Below are 18374 nucleotides of genomic sequence, written 5' to 3'. Positions count from 1 at the left end.
GTGCCCGCCGGGGTACGCCGCGAGCGAATCCGGCCCGGGCCCGCTTGCCCGCCCCGGGTGACCTCGGCGAGCATGCGGACATGCCAGCACTGCAACGATCCGAAGCAACTGTCCGTGCCCGCCTGCTGGAGGTCGACGGCTACACCGTCGACCTCGACCTCACCCACGGCCCGGACCGGTTCGTCAGCACCACCGCGATCCGGTTCCGGTGCGGCGAACCCGGCGCCGACAGCTTCGTCGACGTCGAACCGGCGCTGCTGCGGCGCGCCGTCCTGAACGGGCAGCCGCTGGACCCCGCCGACCTGGACGGCAACCGGCTCGCCCTGCCCGGCCTGCGCGCGGAGAACGAACTGCTGGTCGAGGCCGAGATGCGCTACTCGCGCACCGGCGAGGGCCTGCACCGCTACACCGACCCGGCCGACGGCGCGGTGTACGTGTACGCCACCTGCGGGCCGGACCTCGCGGCCAAGGTGTTCGCCTGCTTCGACCAGCCCGACCTGAAGGCCCCGTTCACGCTGACCGCCACCGCCCCCGCGGACTGGAGCCTGGTCGGCAACGGCGCCAAGGTCCGTGGAGAGAACGGTTGTTGGGAGTTCGCGCCGACCAAGCCGATCTCCACCTACCTGTTCACCGTGGTCGGCGGCCCGCTCCACTCGGTGCACGGCGAGCACGACGGCATCCCGCTCGGCCTGCACGCCCGCCGCTCGCTGGCCGCCGAACTCGACCGCGAGGCGCCGGAGTTGTTCGAGGTGACAGCCGCCTCGCTGGACCGGCTGCACCAACTCTTCGACGAGCGCTACCCGTTCGGCGAGTACCACCAGGCGTTCGTCCCCGAGTTCAACTGGGGCGCGATGGAGAACCCCGGCTGCGTGGTCTTCCGCGACGAGATGCTGTTCCGTTCCCCGGCCACCGAGTCCGAGCACGAACGCCGCGCCATGGTGGTCTGCCACGAGATGGCCCACATGTGGTTCGGCGACCTGGTCACCATGCGCTGGTGGGACGACCTGTGGCTGAACGAGTCCTTCGCCGAGATGCTCGGCTACCGGGTCGCCGCCGAGGCCACCCGCTTCACCGGCGCCTGGACCGGCTTCTCCGCCCAGCGCAAGGGCTGGGGCTACGACGCCGACCAGCGCGCCTCCACCCACCCCGTCGCCGGGAACGGCACCCGCTCGGTCGCCGAGGCCATGGTCAACTTCGACGGCATCTCGTACGCCAAGGGCGCCAGCGCGCTGCGCCAGCTCGTCGCCTGGCTCGGCGACGAGGCCTTCTTCGCCGGACTCAACGCGTACTTCGCCGACCACCTCTACGGCAACGCCGAACTCCCGGACTTCCTGGCCGCGTTGAGCGCCAGCAGCGGCCGCGACGTGCACGCCTGGGCGGACGCCTGGCTGCGCACCAGCGGCGTCGACACGCTGCGCGCCGAGACCGAGCGGGCCGCCGACGGCACCCTCACCGCGCTGACCGTCGTCAACGAGGGCAGCCGGCCGCACCTGGTCGAGATCGGCGGCTACCGCAGCGAGCACGGCCGCCTCGTCCCCGTCGGCCGCGTCCCGGTCGAGATCGGCCCCGGCCGCCGGGTCGCCGTGCCCGCCCTGGTCGAGGCCGGGGCGACCCTGGTCGTCCCCAACGACGGCGACCTCACCTGGGCCAAGATCCGGCTCGACCCGGACTCCTGGCGGGCCGTCGAGGAGTCGCTCTCCACCGTCGAGGACGAGATCACCCGCGCCGTCCTGTGGGAGCACGCCCGCGACCTCGTCCGGGACGCCGAACTCGCCCCCGCCGCCTACCTCGGCCTGGTGGAGCGGCACCTGCCCGCCGAAACCTCCGACGCCATCGTCGAACGCGTCCTCGCCTTCGCCCGCACCCACGTCGTCGGCCACTACCTGCCCCCGGAGCGCCGCCCCGAGGCGCTGGCCGCCGTCAGCCGCACCGCCCGTGCCCTGCTCGCCGGGGACGGCGGCCACGGGCTGCGGCTGGCCGCGCTGCGCGTCGCGGTCGAGAGCAGCAGCGGTGAGGAGCAACTCGCCGAGCTGCGGAGCTGGTTGGCCGGGAAGGAACTGCCGGACGGGCTGACCGTCGGACCGGAACTGCGCTGGGCCGCGCTGGCCCGGCTGGCGGCGCTCGGCGAGCTCGACGAGGACGCGATCGCCGCCGAGGTGGAGCGCGAACCGGGCAGCGAGGCCGAGTTCGGCGCCGCCAGGGCCCTGGCGGCCCGGCCCGGGGAGACGGCCAAGGCCCGCGCCTGGGAGCTGCTGTTCGACTCCTCGGGCACCACCTCCAACCGGGTCCTGGAGGCCACCGCCCGCGGCTTCTGGGCCTCCGGGGAGCCCGAGCTGCAGCACGCGTACGCGCTGCGCTTCTTCGAGCGGATCGTGGAGGCCGCGGGCCGCAGCGACATCGTCGCCCGGCTGCTGGGCCAGACCCTCTTCCCGGACGCGCAGGCCACGCCCGAGGTGGTGGCGGCGGCGGAGGCGGTGCTCGCCGATCCGGCGCTGACGCCCTCGCTGCGGCGGAACCTGTCGGACTCGACGGACGACCTGCGGCGGGCGCGGGCGGTGCGAGGGGCTTTCTAGGGGGTCGGGGTCGAGGGCGGGTGCGGGTTGCTTCGGGTTGGTGTCCTGGCCCGAAGCAGCTCGGGCCTTCGGTGGGCTCCGGCCGGTAGCAGCTTGAGCCCGCCGTTCCCCGGGCCCCTGACGGGGCTCGGGTGGGGGTCAGAAGGTGCCGCGGGTGGCGAGGGCTCGGGTGGTGGGGAGGGCGAAGGCGGAGGCGGTCCAGGTTTCGGGGGCGGTGGGGGCTGCGGTGGGGGCGGGGAGGGCGCCGGTGACGGTGAAGGTGTAGCGGCCGGGGGGCAGGTCGGCGGGGGCGGCGAAGCGGTAGACCAGGGTGTCGCGCTCCGCGGCGATGGTGACGACCGCGTCCGGGAGGTCGGTGGCGGGGGCGGTGCCGGGGAGGCTGGTGGGACGGTTCAGTCGGAGTTCGACCTGCAGGGCCGTCATCGTCTCGGCGAGGTCGAGCCGCAGGGTGTGCCGGGTGCCGGTGGGGCCGATCAGGTCCGTCCGGGCGGTGCCGAGCAGGGTGCGCGGCAGGGGTGCGGAGGCGCTGGGGGACGGGGGCGCGGACGGGGCGGGGGCCGACGGGCGCGCGGTCGGCGACACCGGCCGGGCCGACGGGGTGTCCGCGGGCGAGGGGGACGGGTTCGCGGTGACGGCCGGGGCGGCCGGGGCGGTGGTGGCGGCGGCCTCGGCGGGGCGGACCGGCGGGGCGGGCGTGGTGGCCTCGGCGGGGCGGACGCCGCCGGGGCTCCCGGACGGGGCGCCCCCGGTCGCGGCGCCGCCCGCCGTCGCGGGGGCGGCCTGCACGGTGGTGCCCGGCGCGGGCGCCGGGGTCTCGCTGGGCGTGGCGTCGGGGCTGGGCGCGGGCGGGCCGCCGACGGTGACGTCGGCGCGGCGGCCGACCTGCTGCTGCTCGTTCAGCAGCCAGGTGGTGGCGAGGCTGATCCCGACCACCGTGGACATCGCCATCGCCGCGCCGGAGAACCGGACGGTGGGCAGCCGCAGCCACCCGACGAAGGGCCTGGGGCGGCCGTGCCGCCCCGACCGGCCCGCGGTGACGGGCCTGGAGTGCTCGCGGAGCGCCACCGGGCTCCCCTTCCTGGTACAGGTCCGCACGCGTAGCCGCACCCCGTGCGCGGACCGGAAGGGCCCGGACGAACGGGGCGGGAGGGACGAGACTACCAGCGGTCTGACGGACCGCCAGATCCCGGGCGAAACCCGGCGGTCAAATCGAGTCCCTTGCCGGAAGGGTGAGTTGGGGCACACCGGTGGTGCCGCCACCGGCCCGGCAGGACCGTCCGCGCGCCCCCGTGCAACCCCCTGCAACCGTTGCGGGCGGCCGCGCGCCGGAGCACGCTGGTGCCGTACCCAGCCGCTTCGGAGAGATCGTCATGCCGTGCGACCCGCTGTCCGCCCCTTCCGACCAGCCGATCGCCGCCACCCCCACGGGCGGCGGCCGGGACGGCGCCACCGTGCCCCCCTCGGTGGTGGAGGAGGTGCTGGTGCTGCGGATCGCGCTGGAGCAGGACCTGGTCGGTGAGGTGCGCACCCGGTTCCGGTACGCGGCCGCCGCGCCGCACGAGGTGCGCCTGACCTTCCACCTGGGGCGCCTCGACGAAGCGGACTGGGTCTTCTCCCGCGACCTGCTGCGGGACGGCCTGGAGTCGCTCAGCGGCCAGGGCGACGTCAAGCTGTGGCCCGCGCACTGCCCCTGCCACGGGGCGACCCTGCACCTGGCGCTGGAGTCCCCGCACGGCAGCGCCCTGCTGGAGGCGTCCCGGCCGCAGGTGCGAGCCTGGCTGGAACGCACCTATGCCCTGGTGCCGGACGGCACCGCCGCCGAACTGCTGCCCAGCGACGAGGAGTTGGCCGAACTGTTGGCCGAGGGCTGACCGCCGTCGCCCCGGTCCGGCAGCCTTAGCACGCCGCGCGCCAGGTCGGCCCGCAGCAGCCGCACGGTCGGCGAGTCCGACCCGGGCAGCAGGTCGTACGGGTCGTCCGGGCCGAGCACCGTGACCTCCGCGCAGGCCGCCAGCCGGTACGGCCGGGCCTCCAGCAGGGCGCCCAGGTACCGGCGCAGCCGGGAGAGTTCGGCGCGGACCGTGACGGTGCGGGCCGGGTCGGCGAACAGCGCCTCGGCGAGCTGCGCGGCGCTCAGGCCGTCCCGGTGCAGGGCCAGCAGCAGGAGCAGTTCGGCGTGCCGCGGGGTCGGCGAGTGCGACCAGGCGCCCGCGCTGCCGCGCACCCGCAGCTCCGGGCCGTTCGGACGGCGCAGGTCCAGCTCCAGCACCGCGGACTCGGCCCGCTCGGCGATCTCGGCCGGGAGCAGCGCGGCCGGGCGGACCAGCCAGCCGTCGGCCAGCGGTTCCACCGCGCACTCGCCGAGCGTCGGCACCCAGTGCACCCCGCCCGCGCCCCAGCTGTCCGGCGGCAGCGCCAGCCGGGGCGGCCCCGGCAGGCCGGTCGCGGCGGCCGTCCAGCCCGCGCCGTCCACCACCAGCGCCGGGCCGCCGAAGCGGGCCAGCAGCGGCACCGCGACCGTCCGCAGCCGGTGCAGCGCCTCCAGGTGCCCGGCCCGCAGTTCGGTCTCGGCGAGCCGGGCGGCGGACAGCGTCAACTGCCGCAGCAGCGGGTGGCTCTCGGCGGCCGGGCTGCTCAGGTTGACCACTCCGGCCAGCCGTCCGGTGCGCGGGTCCCGGACCGGGACGGCCACGCAGCTCCAGCCGCGGTGGCTGCGCAGGTAGTGCTCGACGGAGTGCACCGTGCTGGCGCGGGCGGTGCGGGTGGCCAGGCCGATGCCGTTGGTGCCGACCTCGTCCTCGGACCAGAGCGCGCCCGCCCCGAAGCCGATCGAGTCGGCGTCCCGTTTCAGCTTCCGCTCGCCGTCCCACCACAGGACCCGGGCCTTCGGGTCGGAGACCGTCAGCACCACCGGTGAGGCGTCGCCCGGCAGGAACAGGGTGGAGCGCAGCACCGGCAGCACCTGCTCCAGGCCGGTGGCCCGGCGGGCCTCCTCCAGCTCCCCGGCCCCCAGCCGCGGGGGCTCCTGGCCGCGATCCGGGTCCATCCCGAGGCGGCGCAGCCGGGCCCAGGAGTCCCCGATCTCCGGGCGGACGCCGCGCTGCGGCACCTGCTCCGGCCCCCGGCCCCCGGCCCGGGCGGGCGGCGTGCCGCCGCCTCCGACCCGCCGCATGGCATCCCCCCGTCTCCCGTCCGGCTGCCAGCCTACGGGGGCTCCGGGCGGACACGCCGGGGCGGGAAAAAGAGTCGTCCGGGCCCCCGGAGATGATGCAGACTGGTCGGTTTCCCGTTTCCACGCCCGCCGCGCGCCGGAGCGCGCGCCGGGGGCGCGGGTGGTTGTCCGCGGGCCGGGCGGGTCTGGCGGTCAGCGGTCGCCCTGGGCGGTTTCGACGGCGTGGTGGAAGTCGTGGCCCGCTTCGGCGGCGGCGCAGGTGGTGGTGGTGAGGCAGCCGGCCAGGGCGAGGGCGGCGAGGGTGCGCAGGGCGGGGTGGGGGCGGGTCGGGGCGGGGGTGGTCAGGAGGGCGCGGACGCGGCGGGGGACGGGGCCGCTGGTGGCGGCGGGGGTCAGGTGGGCGCGGACGGGGGCCGCGGTGCGGGCGGCGGCCAGGGCGGCGCGGCCGATCGCGCGGGCGGTCAGGGCGCGGTCGCCGACCTCGGTGGCGGCGCACTCGTCCGCCCAGCGCTCCAGGTGGTAGCCGAGGGCGGTGCGCAGCGGCCGCAGCGCGGGGTGGCAGGCGGCGGCGTACTCGGCGGCGGCCAGCAGCAGGTGGTGGCGCCCGGCCAGGTGGGCGCGCTCGTGGGCGAGCAGGGCGGTGCGTTCGGGCCCGGTGAGGGCGGCGAGCATGCCGGTGGTGGCGACGATCCGGGGCGGGCGGCCGGGCAGGGCGTACGCGTCGGCCCGCTCGTCGGTGAGGACGGTCAGCGCGGGGACGGCCGGGCCGGGGCGGCGGACCAGGGCGCGCAGCCCGGCCGGGCCGTCGCCGGTGGCGGTCCGGGCGCGCCGCAGGTCGGCGTACTGGTGGCGGGCGGTGCGGGCGGCCAGCGCGGCGACGGCCAGCAGGGCGGCCGCGGCGAGGCCGGCGGTGGGGCCCCACTCCAGGTCGGGGACCTCGCCGGGGTGCCAGTGCGCGGGGGAGAGGTGGGCCAGCGCGGCGCCGTAGGGCAGGTGCAGCAGGCCGGTGACCGCGAGCAGGGCGAGCGAGGCCAGGGTGGCGGTGCCGAGGGCGACGGCGGTGGCGGCCAGGGTGAGGGCGGCGGCGCGCGGGGCGAGCTGCTCGGCGAGCCGCCGGGCGAGCGGGGCGGCCAGCAGCGGCAGCAGCAGCGGGGCCCAGACGGCGATCGTCACGGCTGTTCCCCGAGCAGGTCGCGCAGCAGGCGCTCGTCCTCGTCGGAGAGGTCGGAGACGAAGCGGGCCAGGACGGTGGAGCGGTCGCGGCCGCGGTCGAGTTCGGTGCGCATCCGGCGGGCGGCGAGGCCGTCGGCGTCCTGGACGGTGGGGGTGTAGGCGAAGCCGCGGCCCGCCCGGGTGCGGGCGAGGGTGCCCTTCTCGTGCAGCCTGGCGAGGATGGTGGCGACCGTGGTGCGGGCGAGGTCGGCGGTGATGGCCTGCTGCACCTGCTGCGGGGTGAGCGGGCGGTCGGCGGCCCAGAGGGCGGCCAGCACCTGGGCCTCCAGTTCGCCCGCGGGCCGCCGGGCGGGCGGGCCCGGTACGGCGCCCGCCGCGTCGTCCGGCACGGAGCCCGCCGGGCCTTGCGTCGTGTCGTCCGTCGTGCCGTCCGTCATGTCGCGCGGACCTCCGGGATTCGTCTACAGTCCTGTCGACGTCTACAGCACTGTAGACGCTGGGGAGTGCCCCGTGCGGACGCCCCCCAACGTAACGGGAGGTCCGCCAGCCTTGCCCCTGACCCCGCTCCCCGGAGCCGCGAGTGAACCGTTCACCTCGCCCGTTCTGGTACATGTTGTCCCTGTGATCCCGAATGTTCATTCCCCTGCCCACCTGCTCGCCTACGACGGCAGCGGCATCGACGGCGGCCTCTACACCCGGGTCACCGGGTGGGCCGCCTCGGCTCCGCACTGGTTCGACCAGCTCGTCAAGGAGTGGTCCGCGCTCGGCCTCGCGGTGTTCGCGCTGCTGATGGTGTGGGCCTGGTGGCGGGCCCGGGCCGCCGACTCGGCGGTGATGGCCCGGGTGCTGGCCGCGCCGCTGGTCGTGGTGGCCGCCTACCTGGTCAACTCGGTGCTGAAGTCGCTGGTCGAGGAAGTCCGGCCGTGCCAGCAGATCCCCGCCACGGTGCCGCTGGAGGCCTGCCCGCCGCCCGGCGACTGGTCGTTCCCGAGCAACCACACGGTGGCCGCGTTCGCCGCCGCCACCGCGCTCTGGTACGCCGACCGCCGGCTCGGTTGGATCGGACTGCTCGCCGCCGTGCTGATGGGCGCCTCCCGGGTCTGGGTCGGCGCGCACTACCCGCACGACGTGCTGGTCGCCGCGCTGGTCGGCGTCCTGGTCGCGGCCCCGCTGGCACTGCTGGCCGGACGGGCCGCGCCGCTGGTCGACCGGCTGCGCGGCGGGCCGCTCGCCCCCGTCCTGGGGGCCGGAACGGCCTGACCGGGCGGGGCGCGCCGGCCTCTTGTGCCGCCGCGCCGCGCGGCGGGAGCATGTGAGCCGGGCGGGGGTGAACTCCCCCGCCCGGCTCGCTTTTTCCTGCAGCTCCGCGGAGGGACGCGCCATGCCGTACCGACTCGACGTCATCCAGGGGAACTGGCCCGCGGACGAGCTCGGGAAGGGGGTGGAGGGCCTGCTCGCGGACAGCGCGGTGCTCAGCCTCGCCACCGCCGGGCCCGAGCGCGGACCGCACGCCAACCTGGCCTTCTACGCGTTCGACGCCGACCTGGTGCTGTACTTCGTCAGCGAGCGCTCCGCCCGGCACAGCCTGAACCTGGCCGAGGAGGCCAGGGCCGCCGCCACCGTCCACCTGCCGCCGCCCGCGTACGGCGAGCAGTTGCGCGGCATCCAGCTCACCGGCAGCGCGGGCGAGGCCTGGGGGCGGCAGGCCGAGGCGGCGCTGGCGGCCTACCGCGGCCGCTACCCGTCGTTCGCCGCCGACCCCGAGGTGGCCGCCCAGTTCCTGGAGGGGCGGGGCGCGGCCGCGCTGTACCGCTTCCAGGTGGAGGAGCTGACCGCGGTGGACGAGCCGCGGTTCGGGCGGCGCGAGTACCTGCACGCGCGCGTCCTGCGCTGAGGGCGCCCGACGGCGCCGGGGCGGCCAGGTTGTATGGACAACTCTTGCGGGCGGTTCACCTCCGCGACGGGAGCCCGACGACCGGCGGCCACCTCGGCGCCCCAGCCTGTCCGCATGAGAGTCATCGTCGTAGGAGCGGGCGTGCTGGGCACCATGCACGCCTGGCAGGCCGTCGAACGCGGCCACGAGGTCGTCCACCTGGAGCGCGAGAGCGAGGCCCGCGGCGCCTCCGTCCGCAACTTCGGCCTGGTCTGGGTCAGCGGACGGGCCGCCGGGCCGGAGCTGGACGTCGCCCTGCGCGCCCGCGAACTGTGGGAGGGCATCGGCGCCCGCGTCCCCGGCCTGGGGTTCCGGCCCAACGGCTCGCTCACGCTGGTCCGCACCGCCGCCGAACTCGCCGTCGCCGAAGCCGCCCTGAAGCTCCCCGACGCCGCGGCCCGCGGCTACCGGCTGCTCGACGCCGACGAGGTCCGCGCCCTCAACCCCGCCCTGCGCGGCACCTACCTGGCCGGACTGCACTGCGCCCGCGACGCCGCCGTCGAACCCCGCACCGCCCAGCCCGCGCTGCGCGCCGCGCTGGAGGCCACCGGCCGCTACGCCTTCCTGCCCGGGCGGGAGGTCCGCGACCTGGTCGGCGGGCGCGCCGTCCGCGACGACCACGGGCAGCTGCACGAGGGCGACCTCGTCCTGCTGTGCACCGGCGCCTGGCTCGGCGGGCTCGTCCGCGAACTCGCCCCCGACCTGCCGGTGCGCCGCGTCCGCCTCCAGATGATGCAGACCGACCCGCTCGACGAGCCGCTCACCACCTCCGTCGCCGACGGCGACTCCTTCCGCTACTACCCCGCCTTCGCCGGCCCCGAACTGGACGCCCTGCGGGCCGGACAGCCGCAGCCGCCGGTCGCCGAGCAGCACCGGATGCAACTGCTCATGGTGCAGCGGCGGGACGGCTCGCTCACCGTCGGCGACACCCACGAGTACGACCAGCCCTTCGGCTTCGACGTGGTCGAGGACCCGTACGACCACCTCGCCGAGGTCGCCGCGGGCCTGCTCGGCCGCCCGCTGCCCCGCGTCCGCCGCCGCTGGGCCGGGGTCTACGCCCAGTGCACCGACCCGGCGCTGGTCGTGCACCGGCAGCAACTCGCCGACGGCGCCTGGCTGGTGACCGGACCGGGCGGGCGCGGGATGACCTGCTCGCCCGCGATCGCCGCGGACACGGCGGACGCTGCGGGGCTGTGAGCCGGGCCCCGGACGGGGCCCGCGACGAGACCCGCCACAACGATGAGGATGGACATGACCACGTACGACGTGACCCCGGACGTGACCCTGGTGGTGCTCGACATGGCGGGCACCACCGTCGTCGACGACGGACTGGTGGAGCTGGCCTTCGCCGCGGCCGCCCGATCGCAGGGGGTGGAGACCGGCAGCCCCGAGCACGCCGGGATGCTGGCCCACGTCCGGGCCACCATGGGGGAGTCGAAGATCTCGGTCTTCCGGCACCTGTTCGGGGACGAGGAGCGCGCCCAGCAGGCCAACGCGGCCTTCGAGGCGGCCTACGAGGAGCAGGTCGACCAGGGGCGCTGCGCGGCGCTGCCCGGGGCGGCCGAGGCGATCGCCGAACTGCGCGGGCAGGGGCGGAAGGTGGTGCTGACCACCGGGTTCGCGCGCAGCACCCAGGACCGGATCCTGGACGCGCTCGGCTGGCAGCAGGTCGCCGACCTGACGCTCTGCCCCGCCGACGCGGGCCGCGGCCGCCCCTACCCCGACCTGGCGCTCACCGCGCTGCTGCGCACCGGCACCGACTCGGTGCGGCAGGTCGCGGTGGCCGGGGACACCGGCTACGACATGCTCACCGGCGTCCGGGCCGGGGCCTCGGTGGTGGCCGGGGTGCTGACCGGTGCGCACGACGAGGCCCGGCTGCGGGCGGACGGCGCCACCCACGTGCTGGCCTCGGTCGCCGAACTGCCCGGCCTGCTGGCCGCCCGCTGACGGACGCCGTCCGCGGCCCCGGCGACGCCCCGGGGCCGCCCGGTGCTGGTCCGTGCGGGTCCTGCGTGCTTATCTGATGGCATGTTGCGGTCACTGCGTTCGCTCGGAGTGCTCACCCTCGGCCTGACGCTGCTCACCGGCTGCGGCTCCTCCGGCAACGGCGGCAGCTCCCCGTCCGGCACCGCCGGGACGACCAGCAGCGGCGCCGGGCCCAGCAGTTCCTCCCCCTCCCCGACGCCGACGCCGACGCCGACGCCGTCGCCGTCCCCCTCGCCCTCGCCGACCCCCAGCCCCACGCCCAGCCGGACACCCGCGCCGACCGACGACGCCCAGCTCGTCGGACAGCGGATCGTCTACTCGTACCCCGGCACCACCGTCCCCGACGCGCTGCTCCAGCGGGTGCGGGAGGGGCGCGTCGCCGGGGTGATCTTCTTCGCCGAGAACGTCGGCACCGACGCGAGCGCGCTGCGCACCGCCGTCGCCCGGCTGCGCGAGGCCGAGCAGCAGAGCCCCAGCCCGCGCCCGCTGCTGCTGATGACCGACCAGGAGGGCGGACTCGTCCGGCGGGTGCCCGGCGGCCCGCAGCAGTCCGCCAAGGACGTCGGCCGCTCCGCCGACCCGGTCGCCGCCGCCACCCGCACCGGCGGCGAGGCCGCCGCCGCGCTCCGGCAGTACGGCCTGAACCTCAACCTCGCGCCCGTGCTGGACGTCTACCGCACCCCCGGCGACTTCGCCGACTCCGCGCAGCGCTCCTACAGCACCGACCCCGCCGTCGTCGGCAGGCTCGGCTCCGCGTTCCTCAAGGCCCAGCAGGGCGCCGGGGTCGCCGCCACCGCCAAGCACTTCCCCGGCCTCGGCAGCGCGCCCGCGGGCGCCAACACCGACGAGCAGCCCGTCACCCTGAACACCTCCCTGGACCGGCTGCGCACCGTCGACGAACGCCCCTACCGGGACGCGATCGCCGCGGGCAGCAAGCTGGTGATGCTCTCCTGGGCGATCTACCCCGCGCTCGACCCCGGCACCCCCGCCGGGATGTCCGGCACGATCGTCCGCGACGAACTCCGCTCCCGCCTCGGCTACCGGGGCGTCACCATCACCGACGCGCTGGAGGCCAAGGCGCTCGACCCGGTCGGCGGCACCGCGCAGCGCGCCCTCGCCGTCGCCCACGCGGGCGTCGACCTGCTGCTCTGCTCCGGCCGCGACGTCGCCCAGGGCGACAGCGCCGCGGCGGCGCTCGGCGCGGCGCTGGCCTCCGGCGAACTCGACCGGGCGGACTTCACCGCCTCCGCGAACCGGGTCGACGCGCTGCGGACCTCGCTCAAGTAGCTTCCGCGGCAACGGAGTCGGGGCCATCAGACTCTGAGATCCCCGATCTCGTCACCCGCGATCAGCCCTGCGTCCCCCGCCACCTCCGACAACGGTCGCACCGGGCACGAGGAGCAGCTTGCCGGTGGTGCGCCGAGCCTCCAGGTCGCTGTGGGCCCGGGCCGCCTCGGACAGGGCGTAGCGGCCCGTCACGGTGACCTCGAGCGCCTTGGAGCGCACCCACTCGAACACGTCGGCGGCCCGTCGGAGCAGTTCGGACCGATCGGCGATGAAGTCCCCGAGGCTGGGCCGGATCAGGGTCAGCGAACCGCCCTGGGCGAGCCGCATCGGATCGAACGGCGGCACGGCGCCACTCGCCGCACCGAAGAGCACGAGACGGCCGCGGGGCCGCAGGCTGGCGAGGCTCGCGTCGAAGGTGTGCGCGCCGACGCCGTCGAAGACGGCCGGCAGCCCCTGACCGCCGTTGAGCCGCCTCACCTCGGCCGCGAGATCGTCGACCGCGGAGGACAGGACCACCTCGGCGGCACCGGCACGCTTCGCCAGCTCGGCCTTGGTCGTGGTCGACGTCGTGCCGATCACCCTGCCGCCGAGACGGGTGACGAGCTGGGTCAGCAGCAGCCCCATGCCACCGGCGGCCGCGTGCACGAGCACCGTGTCGCCCTCCTGGACCGGGTAGGCGTCCTTGACGAGGTAGTGCGCGGTCATGCCCTGGAGGAGCACGGCGGCGGCCGTCTCGAAGCCGATGTCGTCGGGCAGCGGCACCAGCCGGGAGGAGTCCACGACGGCCCGCTCGGCATACGTGCCGGGAACCTCCACCCAGCCGACCCGGTCCCCCACCGCGACGTCGGTGACGCCGGGGCCGACTTCGACGACCGTCCCGGCGCCCTCGGAGCCCGGGGTGAAGGGCAGCGGGAGGCGGTACCGACCCTCGCGGTAGTAGACGTCGAGGAAGTTGACCCCGGAGGCGGCGACCTCCACGACCGCCTCGCCCGGACCCGGCCGCGGCTGGTCCACCTCGGCCTCCCGCAGCACCTCGGGACCGCCCACCCCGTACACCTGAATCGCTCGCATGACCCCTCCGATATCGGCTCATCCGCCCCAACCCCATTGACGGAGATCCGATTCCCGGCGGGCGGGCAGGCAGGCGGGCAGACCGGCCCGACGGGGCAGTACCCCTAGCGTTCCCGCAGTTCGGCGAGCACCCGGTCGGCCTCCAGGCGGGTGCGGCCCTCCGGGCGCCGCCGCACTGCCGCGTCCTCCGGGTGGTCGGGCCAGTCGGGGGCGGTGCCGGTGGCCTCGCGGTACAGGGCGGCCAGGCGTCGGCGGGCGAGCGGGGTGGACGGCGGGGTGCGGGCCGGGTCGGGCCAGCACAGCAGGGACAGTCGCCGCACCGGGTCGGGGAAGCGGCGTTCGAAGGCCCAGAGGTCCCAGAGGGTCAGCGACTCGTCCAGGTAGTTCCAGCGCCCGGCCTGCTCCGGGTGCTGGATCCGCTGGTACGCATCGGCGAAGCGGTGCCGGACCGTCAGGTCGGTCGGGTGGCTCGACAGCAGGACGCGCAGCCGCAGCCGGGCCTGCCGGTGCCGGCCCTCCCGCAGCTCCGTCTCGACCTTCGCCAGGGTGGACTCCACGCTCATGCCCCGGATCGTCGCCGTTCCGGGCCCGGGCGTCAAAGCAGAACGCGTGCCGCCGCCGTGAGCAGGAGCAGCGCTCCGAGGAGCGCCAGGGTGAGACGCAACGCGGCGCGGTGCGGCGGGAGTTCGGGCCTTCGGCCGGTCGGGCCGTAGAGCAGCCGGACGGGGCGGGCGGCGCGCGGGCGTGCGGGGCGGGCGGAGCGCGGGCGTACGGGGGCCGGGGTCGCGGCGTCCTTCCGGTGGTCGGGCCAGTCGGGGGCGGTGCCGGTGGCCTCGCGGTACAGGGCGGCCAGGCGTCGGCGGGCGAGCGGGGTGGACGGCGGGGTGCGGGCCGGGTCGGGCCAGCGCAGGACGCGCAGGCGGCGGGCCGGATCGGGGAAGCGGCGTTCGAAGGCGGCGAGTTCGGCCGGGCTCAGCGCCTCGTCCAGGTAGTTCCAGCGGCCGGACTCGTCCCGCTGCCCGGTCGGGCGGTACGCGTCGGCGAGGTGGCGGCGGACCGTCAGGTCGGTCGGGCGGCCGGAGAGCAGGCCGTGCAGCCGCCGTCGGGCCTGCGGGTGGTGGCCCGCCCGCAGCTCGGCCGCGGCCCTGGCCAGGGTGGATTCGACGCTCATGGCCCGGGATCGTCGCCGCCCGCCGGGGGCCGGGTCAAGCCGGTTCCGGCGGGCCTGCGATCGGGCGGGCGGGGCGGTGGGTCGGTGGGTCGGTTCAGCGGGTCGGTTCAGCGGGTCGGTTCACTGGGCCGGGGCGGCGTCGGCCTCGTCGAGGCGGGCGGCGGCCAGGCGGGCGGTGAGGAAGCGGGCGGCGCGCTCCAGGGCGGCGTCGGCCTCGTCGAGGCGGCCGAACTGGTGCTGGAAGACGTGCGGGAGGCCGGACTCCACTTCGAGGGTGACCGCGACGTCCTGCTCGGCCGCGCGGGCGGCCAGCCGGACCGCGTCGTCGAGCAGCAGCTCGTTCGCCCCGACCTGGAGGAGCAGCGGGGGCAGCCCGGTGAGGTCGGCGAACAGCGGGCTGGCCAGCGGGTTCGTCCGGTCGCGCGCACCGAGGTAGTGGTCGGCGTAGGCGCGGATGTCGTCCTCGGTGAAGATCGGGTCGGCCTCCTTCCGGGAGCGGTAGCTGGCCCCGCTGAGGGTGAGGTCGGTCCAGGGGGAGAAGAGGACCGCGGCGGCGGGCAGCGGCAGCCCGGCGTCGCGGGCGGCGAGCAGGGTGGCGAGGACCAGCCCGCCGCCGGCGGAGTCACCGGCCAGCACGAGGCTCCGCGGGTCGGTGCCCGACTCCAGCAGTTCGCGGTAGGCCGCGAGCCCGTCGTCGACGGCGGCGGGGAAGGGGTGCTCGGGGGCCAGCCGGTAGTCCGGCGAGATGGCGCGCAGCCCGGCGCGGCGGGCCAGTTCGCCGATCAGCCCCGCGTGGGTGTCCGGCGAGCCCACCAGGTAGCCGCCGCCGTGCAGGTAGAGCAGCCGGCCGTGGTCGTCGGCCGCGTCGGCCGGCTCCAGCTCCAGGGCCGGACGACCGCCCAGGACGGTCCGGCGGACGGCCACCCCCTCCGCGGCGGGGCGGCCGACGCCGAGGGCGAAGCCGGTGCGCTGCTCCTCGGGGGTGGGCGGGGTCTCGGGGCGGGGGGCGGAGCGGAGCAGGGCGTCCAGGGCTTCGCGCTGCTGACGGGACACGGGGGCCTCCAAGGGGTCGGTGTGCGAGGATGGATTCCCAGGAATCCATCTGCTGGGTTGAACCATATTCTGAGGAAGATGATTCCTGAGAATCTATTGGAGGAAATGTGAGCCACGTCACTTCGACCTTCGTCGACCTGGTCCGCGTCGAGACCCGGCTCTACAACGCGGTGAACGCCCGGCTGCGCGCCCAACGAGGCCTGGGGCTGGGGCAGTTCGAGTTCCTGGAGATCATCGACCGGGTGCCCGGGTGCCGCGTCCTCGACCTCGTCGCCGAGGTCGCGATCACCGTGGGCGCCGTCAGCAAGGCGGTCGACCGGCTGGTGGAGGCGGGCTGGTGCGAGCGGGTCGCGCACCCCGAGGACCGCCGCTCCTCCATCCTCCGGCTCACCCCCGAGGGCGAGGCCCAACTGGCCGCGGCCCGCCCCGTGGTGGAGGCCGAGACCGCCGCGCTGACCGCCTCGGTGCCGCCCGAGGAACTGGCCCGCCTCGCGACGACCCTGGCCGCCCTCCGGGCCGAGCTGGAGGCGCAGCAGGTGGGGTGAGTGCGGGGCGGGGCCGGTGGTCGGTGGGTGGTGTCAGTGCGCGGGGCGGAGGTTGAGCAGCACCACGCCGACGATCACCAGGGCGATCCCGCACCACTGCGGGCGGCCCAGCGACTCGCCGAAGAAGCAGGCGCCGATCACCGCGACGGCCGCCGTCCCCGCGCCCGACCAGACCGCGTACGCGACCGAGACCGGGATGTGCTTCAGGGCCCGGCCCAGCAGCGCGAAGGACAGCACGTAGCCGACCGCGACCGCCAGGCTCGGCCACAGCCGGGAGAAGCCGTCGGTGAGCTTGAGCAGGCTGGTCGCGCAGACCTCGCTGGCGATCGCCAGGGCGAGCAGGACGTACGGCATCAGGGCGCGGCGGGGGCGGCGGGCGCGGTGAGGGCGGCGAGGAGGGGGAGGTCCGCCCGTTCCAGGCTGTCCAGCACGGTGGTGCCCGCGGCGGCCGGGATCGGGACGGCGGACGGCACCGCCAGCACCGGGCAGCCCGCGGCGCGGGCCGAGGCCACGCCGGTCGGGGTGTCCTCGACGGCCACGCACACCGCCGGGGCCAGGCCCAGGCGGGCGGCGGCGGCCAGGTACGGGTCCGGGGCGGGCTTGGTGCGGGGGGTGTCCTCGGCGGCGAGGGTGGTGGTGAACCGGTGCGGGCCCAGGGCGGCCAGGACGAGGTCCACCACCCGGCGCGGGGAGGCCGAGACCAGGGCGGTCGGGACGTCCGCGGCGCGCAGCGCGGCGAGCAGGGCGAGGGCGCCGGGGCGCGGGACGATCTCGGCCTCGACCTTGGCGGCGAAGGACTCGTTCAGGCGCTCCACCAGGTCGGCCTCGGGGCGGGCGGTGCGACTGCTGCGGTGCAGGTGGGCGGCGGTGTGCTCGACGGCCCGGCCCAGGACGTCGGGGAGGTCCTCGTCGGTGAGGGTCAGGTCGAGCTCGGCGGCGAGTTCGGCCGCGGCCTGCCACCACAGGTGCTCGGTGTCGACCAGGGTGCCGTCCATGTCGAAGAGGACGGCGGCGGGGCGGGGTGCAGGCATGGCGGTACCTTACGGGGTTTTTCGGGCGTTCCGGGTGGGTGGACGGCGGGTGCGACTGGTCGGCGGTGGGCGGGTTCCGGGGCGGCTCCTTCCGCTGCGCGCAGTTCCCCGCGCCCCTGGCGGGGCGGGGAGTTGGGGGAGGGGGAGCCCCTGGCGGGGCGAGGGACGGGAGGGGAAGGGGAAGCCCCTGACGGGGCGAGGGATGGGGAGGGGAGAGGGAGCCCCTGGCGGGGTGGGGGTTGGGGAGGGGGAGGGGAAGTCCCTGGCGGGGCGGGAGGGGTCAGGGGTGGGGGGTGGGGGCCCGGTCGACGAGGACGGGGCGGTCGGGGAGGGTGAGGGTGGCGGGGGAGCCGAGGGGGAGGGTGGTGGCGGTTTCGGTGGGGAGGTCGGACTTGACCTCGGTGCCGTCGGGGAGGCGGACGGTGAGGCGGGTGACGGCGCCGAGGAAGGCGGCGGCGACGACCAGGGCGGGGCCCTCCGCGGCGGGGGTGAGCCGGACGTGCTCGGGGCGGACCAGGACGTGCAGCGGGCCGTCGGCGGGGAGGGCGCCGTCCACGGGGTGGCGGCGGCCGAGGACCTCGACGTGGCCGTCGGCGGTGCGGGTGCACGGGAGGCGGCTCATGGTGCCGACGAACTCGGCGACGAACGCGGTGGCCGGGCTCGAGTACAACTCCGAAGGCGTGGCGCACTGTTCGAGGCGTCCGGCACGCAGGACGGCGACCCGGTCGGCCATCGAGAGGGCCTCCTCCTGGTCGTGGGTGACGAACAGGGTGGTGATGCCGAGTTCCTGCTGCAGGCGGCGGATCTCCTCGCGCAGCGCGAGCCGGACCTTCGCGTCGAGGGCGGACAGCGGTTCGTCCAGCAGCAGGACGCGCGGCTGCAGGGCGAGCGCGCGGGCCAGCGCGATGCGCTGCTGCTGGCCGCCGGACATCTGGTGCGGGTAGTGCGCGGCGCGCTGCGGCAGGCCGACGAGTTCCAGCAACTCCTGGGCACGGCGCAGCCGTTCGGCCTTGCCGACGCCGCGCATCCGCAGGCCGAAGGCGACGTTGTCGGCTGCGGTCAGGTGCGGGAAGAGGCTGTAGGACTGGAAGACCATGCCGGCGTCGCGGCGGTGCGCGGGGACGCGGGTGATGTCCTCGCCGTCGACCAGGACCTCGCCGGAGTCGTGGGTCTCGAACCCGGCGAGGATCCGCAGCGCGGTGGTCTTGCCGCAGCCGGACGGGCCGAGCAGGGCGAGCAGTTCGCCGGGCCGGACGGTCAGGTCGAGGCCGTCCAGGGCGGTGGTGGCGCCGAACTGCCGCCGCAGCGAACGGAATTCGACGGTGGCGCTGCCCGCGGCGGCGTCCTGGGCGAGGGGGAGGGTGGCGGTGCTCATGGGT

General features: G+C 76.3%; 19 protein-coding genes. 8 read left to right on the top strand and 11 right to left on the bottom strand.

Annotated features, from left to right (window positions below):
- The first annotated feature begins 80 nt into the window (after positions 1 to 80).
- Positions 81 to 2573: an aminopeptidase N gene (gene pepN, locus ACFY00_RS09240; RefSeq protein ID WP_388028953.1), complete on the top strand. Its 2493-nt coding sequence runs from the start codon at positions 81 to 83 to the stop codon at positions 2571 to 2573.
- Positions 2574 to 2711: 138 nt separating this feature from the next.
- On the opposite strand, the gene ACFY00_RS09235 is transcribed toward pepN, so the two are convergent.
- Positions 2712 to 3638, bottom strand: coding sequence for a hypothetical protein (locus ACFY00_RS09235; protein WP_388028950.1), 927 nt, complete (start codon positions 3636 to 3638; stop codon positions 2712 to 2714).
- Positions 3639 to 3943: 305 nt separating this feature from the next.
- Between ACFY00_RS09235 and ACFY00_RS09230 the strand changes: the two genes are divergently transcribed.
- Entirely contained in the window at positions 3944 to 4444 is a 501-nt protein-coding gene (locus ACFY00_RS09230) for an SsgA family sporulation/cell division regulator (protein WP_388028948.1), read from the top strand.
- Here the strand turns inward: ACFY00_RS09230 and ACFY00_RS09225 are convergent.
- The 3 genes from ACFY00_RS09225 to ACFY00_RS09215 all read right to left on the bottom strand — a co-directional run bounded on the left by ACFY00_RS09225 (position 4363) and on the right by ACFY00_RS09215 (position 7355).
- A complete protein-coding gene (locus tag ACFY00_RS09225) occupies positions 4363 to 5745 on the bottom strand; it encodes a GAF domain-containing protein (protein WP_388028947.1) in 1383 nt (460 codons plus the stop codon). The genes ACFY00_RS09230 and ACFY00_RS09225 overlap by 82 nt on opposite strands.
- 192 nt (positions 5746 to 5937) lie before the next feature.
- The gene (locus tag ACFY00_RS09220) at positions 5938 to 6918 is read right to left on the bottom strand and encodes a M56 family metallopeptidase (RefSeq protein WP_388028945.1); all 981 of its coding nucleotides are present in this window, start codon (positions 6916 to 6918) and stop codon (positions 5938 to 5940) included.
- Positions 6915 to 7355, bottom strand: a complete 441-nt coding sequence (locus tag ACFY00_RS09215; RefSeq protein WP_388028942.1) for a BlaI/MecI/CopY family transcriptional regulator — start codon at positions 7353 to 7355, stop codon at positions 6915 to 6917. Before ACFY00_RS09215 ends, ACFY00_RS09220 begins: the two co-directional genes overlap by 4 nt.
- 184 nt (positions 7356 to 7539) lie before the next feature.
- Between ACFY00_RS09215 and ACFY00_RS09210 the strand changes: the two genes are divergently transcribed.
- The 5 genes from ACFY00_RS09210 (at position 7540) to ACFY00_RS09190 (ending at position 12124) form a co-directional block, all read left to right on the top strand.
- Positions 7540 to 8178 carry a phosphatase PAP2 family protein gene (locus ACFY00_RS09210; RefSeq protein WP_388028941.1) on the top strand — a complete coding sequence of 213 codons (639 nt, stop codon included), beginning with the start codon at positions 7540 to 7542 and terminating at the stop codon, positions 8176 to 8178.
- A 121-nt stretch (positions 8179 to 8299) separates the two neighbouring features.
- On the top strand, positions 8300 to 8812 hold the full coding sequence (locus ACFY00_RS09205) for a pyridoxamine 5'-phosphate oxidase family protein (protein WP_388028939.1): 513 nt from the start codon (positions 8300 to 8302) through the stop codon (positions 8810 to 8812).
- A 114-nt stretch (positions 8813 to 8926) separates the two neighbouring features.
- Positions 8927 to 10048, top strand: coding sequence for a TIGR03364 family FAD-dependent oxidoreductase (locus ACFY00_RS09200; RefSeq protein ID WP_388028937.1), 1122 nt, complete (start codon positions 8927 to 8929; stop codon positions 10046 to 10048).
- Between the two features lie 48 nt (positions 10049 to 10096).
- Positions 10097 to 10798 carry a phosphonatase-like hydrolase gene (locus ACFY00_RS09195; RefSeq protein WP_388028935.1) on the top strand — a complete coding sequence of 234 codons (702 nt, stop codon included), beginning with the start codon at positions 10097 to 10099 and terminating at the stop codon, positions 10796 to 10798.
- A gap of 81 nt (positions 10799 to 10879) precedes the next feature.
- The gene (locus ACFY00_RS09190) at positions 10880 to 12124 is read left to right on the top strand and encodes a glycoside hydrolase family 3 N-terminal domain-containing protein (RefSeq protein WP_388028932.1); all 1245 of its coding nucleotides are present in this window, start codon (positions 10880 to 10882) and stop codon (positions 12122 to 12124) included.
- A 51-nt stretch (positions 12125 to 12175) separates the two neighbouring features.
- Here ACFY00_RS09190 and ACFY00_RS09185 read toward each other — a convergent pair whose 3' ends face one another.
- The 4 genes from ACFY00_RS09185 to ACFY00_RS09170 form a co-directional block, all read right to left on the bottom strand.
- Positions 12176 to 13195, bottom strand: coding sequence for a quinone oxidoreductase family protein (locus tag ACFY00_RS09185; RefSeq protein WP_388028931.1), 1020 nt, complete (start codon positions 13193 to 13195; stop codon positions 12176 to 12178).
- A gap of 104 nt (positions 13196 to 13299) precedes the next feature.
- On the bottom strand, positions 13300 to 13758 hold the full coding sequence (locus ACFY00_RS09180; protein WP_388028930.1) for a DUF6584 family protein: 459 nt from the start codon (positions 13756 to 13758) through the stop codon (positions 13300 to 13302).
- A gap of 32 nt (positions 13759 to 13790) precedes the next feature.
- Positions 13791 to 14366, bottom strand: a complete 576-nt coding sequence (locus ACFY00_RS09175) for a DUF6584 family protein (RefSeq protein ID WP_388028927.1) — start codon at positions 14364 to 14366, stop codon at positions 13791 to 13793.
- 120 nt (positions 14367 to 14486) lie between these two features.
- A complete protein-coding gene (locus tag ACFY00_RS09170; protein ID WP_388028925.1) occupies positions 14487 to 15419 on the bottom strand; it encodes an alpha/beta hydrolase in 933 nt (310 codons plus the stop codon).
- Between the two features lie 107 nt (positions 15420 to 15526).
- Between ACFY00_RS09170 and ACFY00_RS09165 the strand changes: the two genes are divergently transcribed.
- Positions 15527 to 15964 (top strand): MarR family winged helix-turn-helix transcriptional regulator, encoded by a 438-nt coding sequence (locus tag ACFY00_RS09165; RefSeq protein ID WP_388028922.1) that lies wholly within the window; start codon positions 15527 to 15529, stop codon positions 15962 to 15964.
- Between the two features lie 33 nt (positions 15965 to 15997).
- Here the strand turns inward: ACFY00_RS09165 and ACFY00_RS09160 are convergent, their stop codons facing one another.
- From ACFY00_RS09160 to ACFY00_RS09150, 3 genes are all read right to left on the bottom strand, one after another.
- Positions 15998 to 16318, bottom strand: a complete 321-nt coding sequence (locus tag ACFY00_RS09160) for a DMT family transporter (protein WP_388028920.1) — start codon at positions 16316 to 16318, stop codon at positions 15998 to 16000.
- Complete coding sequence (locus ACFY00_RS09155; protein WP_388028917.1) at positions 16318 to 16995, bottom strand: HAD family hydrolase; 678 nt, start codon at positions 16993 to 16995, stop codon at positions 16318 to 16320. Before ACFY00_RS09155 ends, ACFY00_RS09160 begins: the two co-directional genes overlap by 1 nt.
- Positions 16996 to 17275: 280 nt before the next feature.
- Positions 17276 to 18370, bottom strand: coding sequence for an ABC transporter ATP-binding protein (locus ACFY00_RS09150; protein ID WP_388028916.1), 1095 nt, complete (start codon positions 18368 to 18370; stop codon positions 17276 to 17278).
- Positions 18371 to 18374: the final 4 nt, after the last annotated feature.

The organism is Kitasatospora sp. NPDC001540 (genome assembly GCF_042894345.1).
Lineage (GTDB): Bacteria > Actinomycetota > Actinomycetes > Streptomycetales > Streptomycetaceae > Kitasatospora > Kitasatospora phosalacinea_C.
The sequence above is the reverse complement of the archived record's forward strand: the minus strand, read 5'-3'. Positions and strand labels throughout refer to the sequence as shown.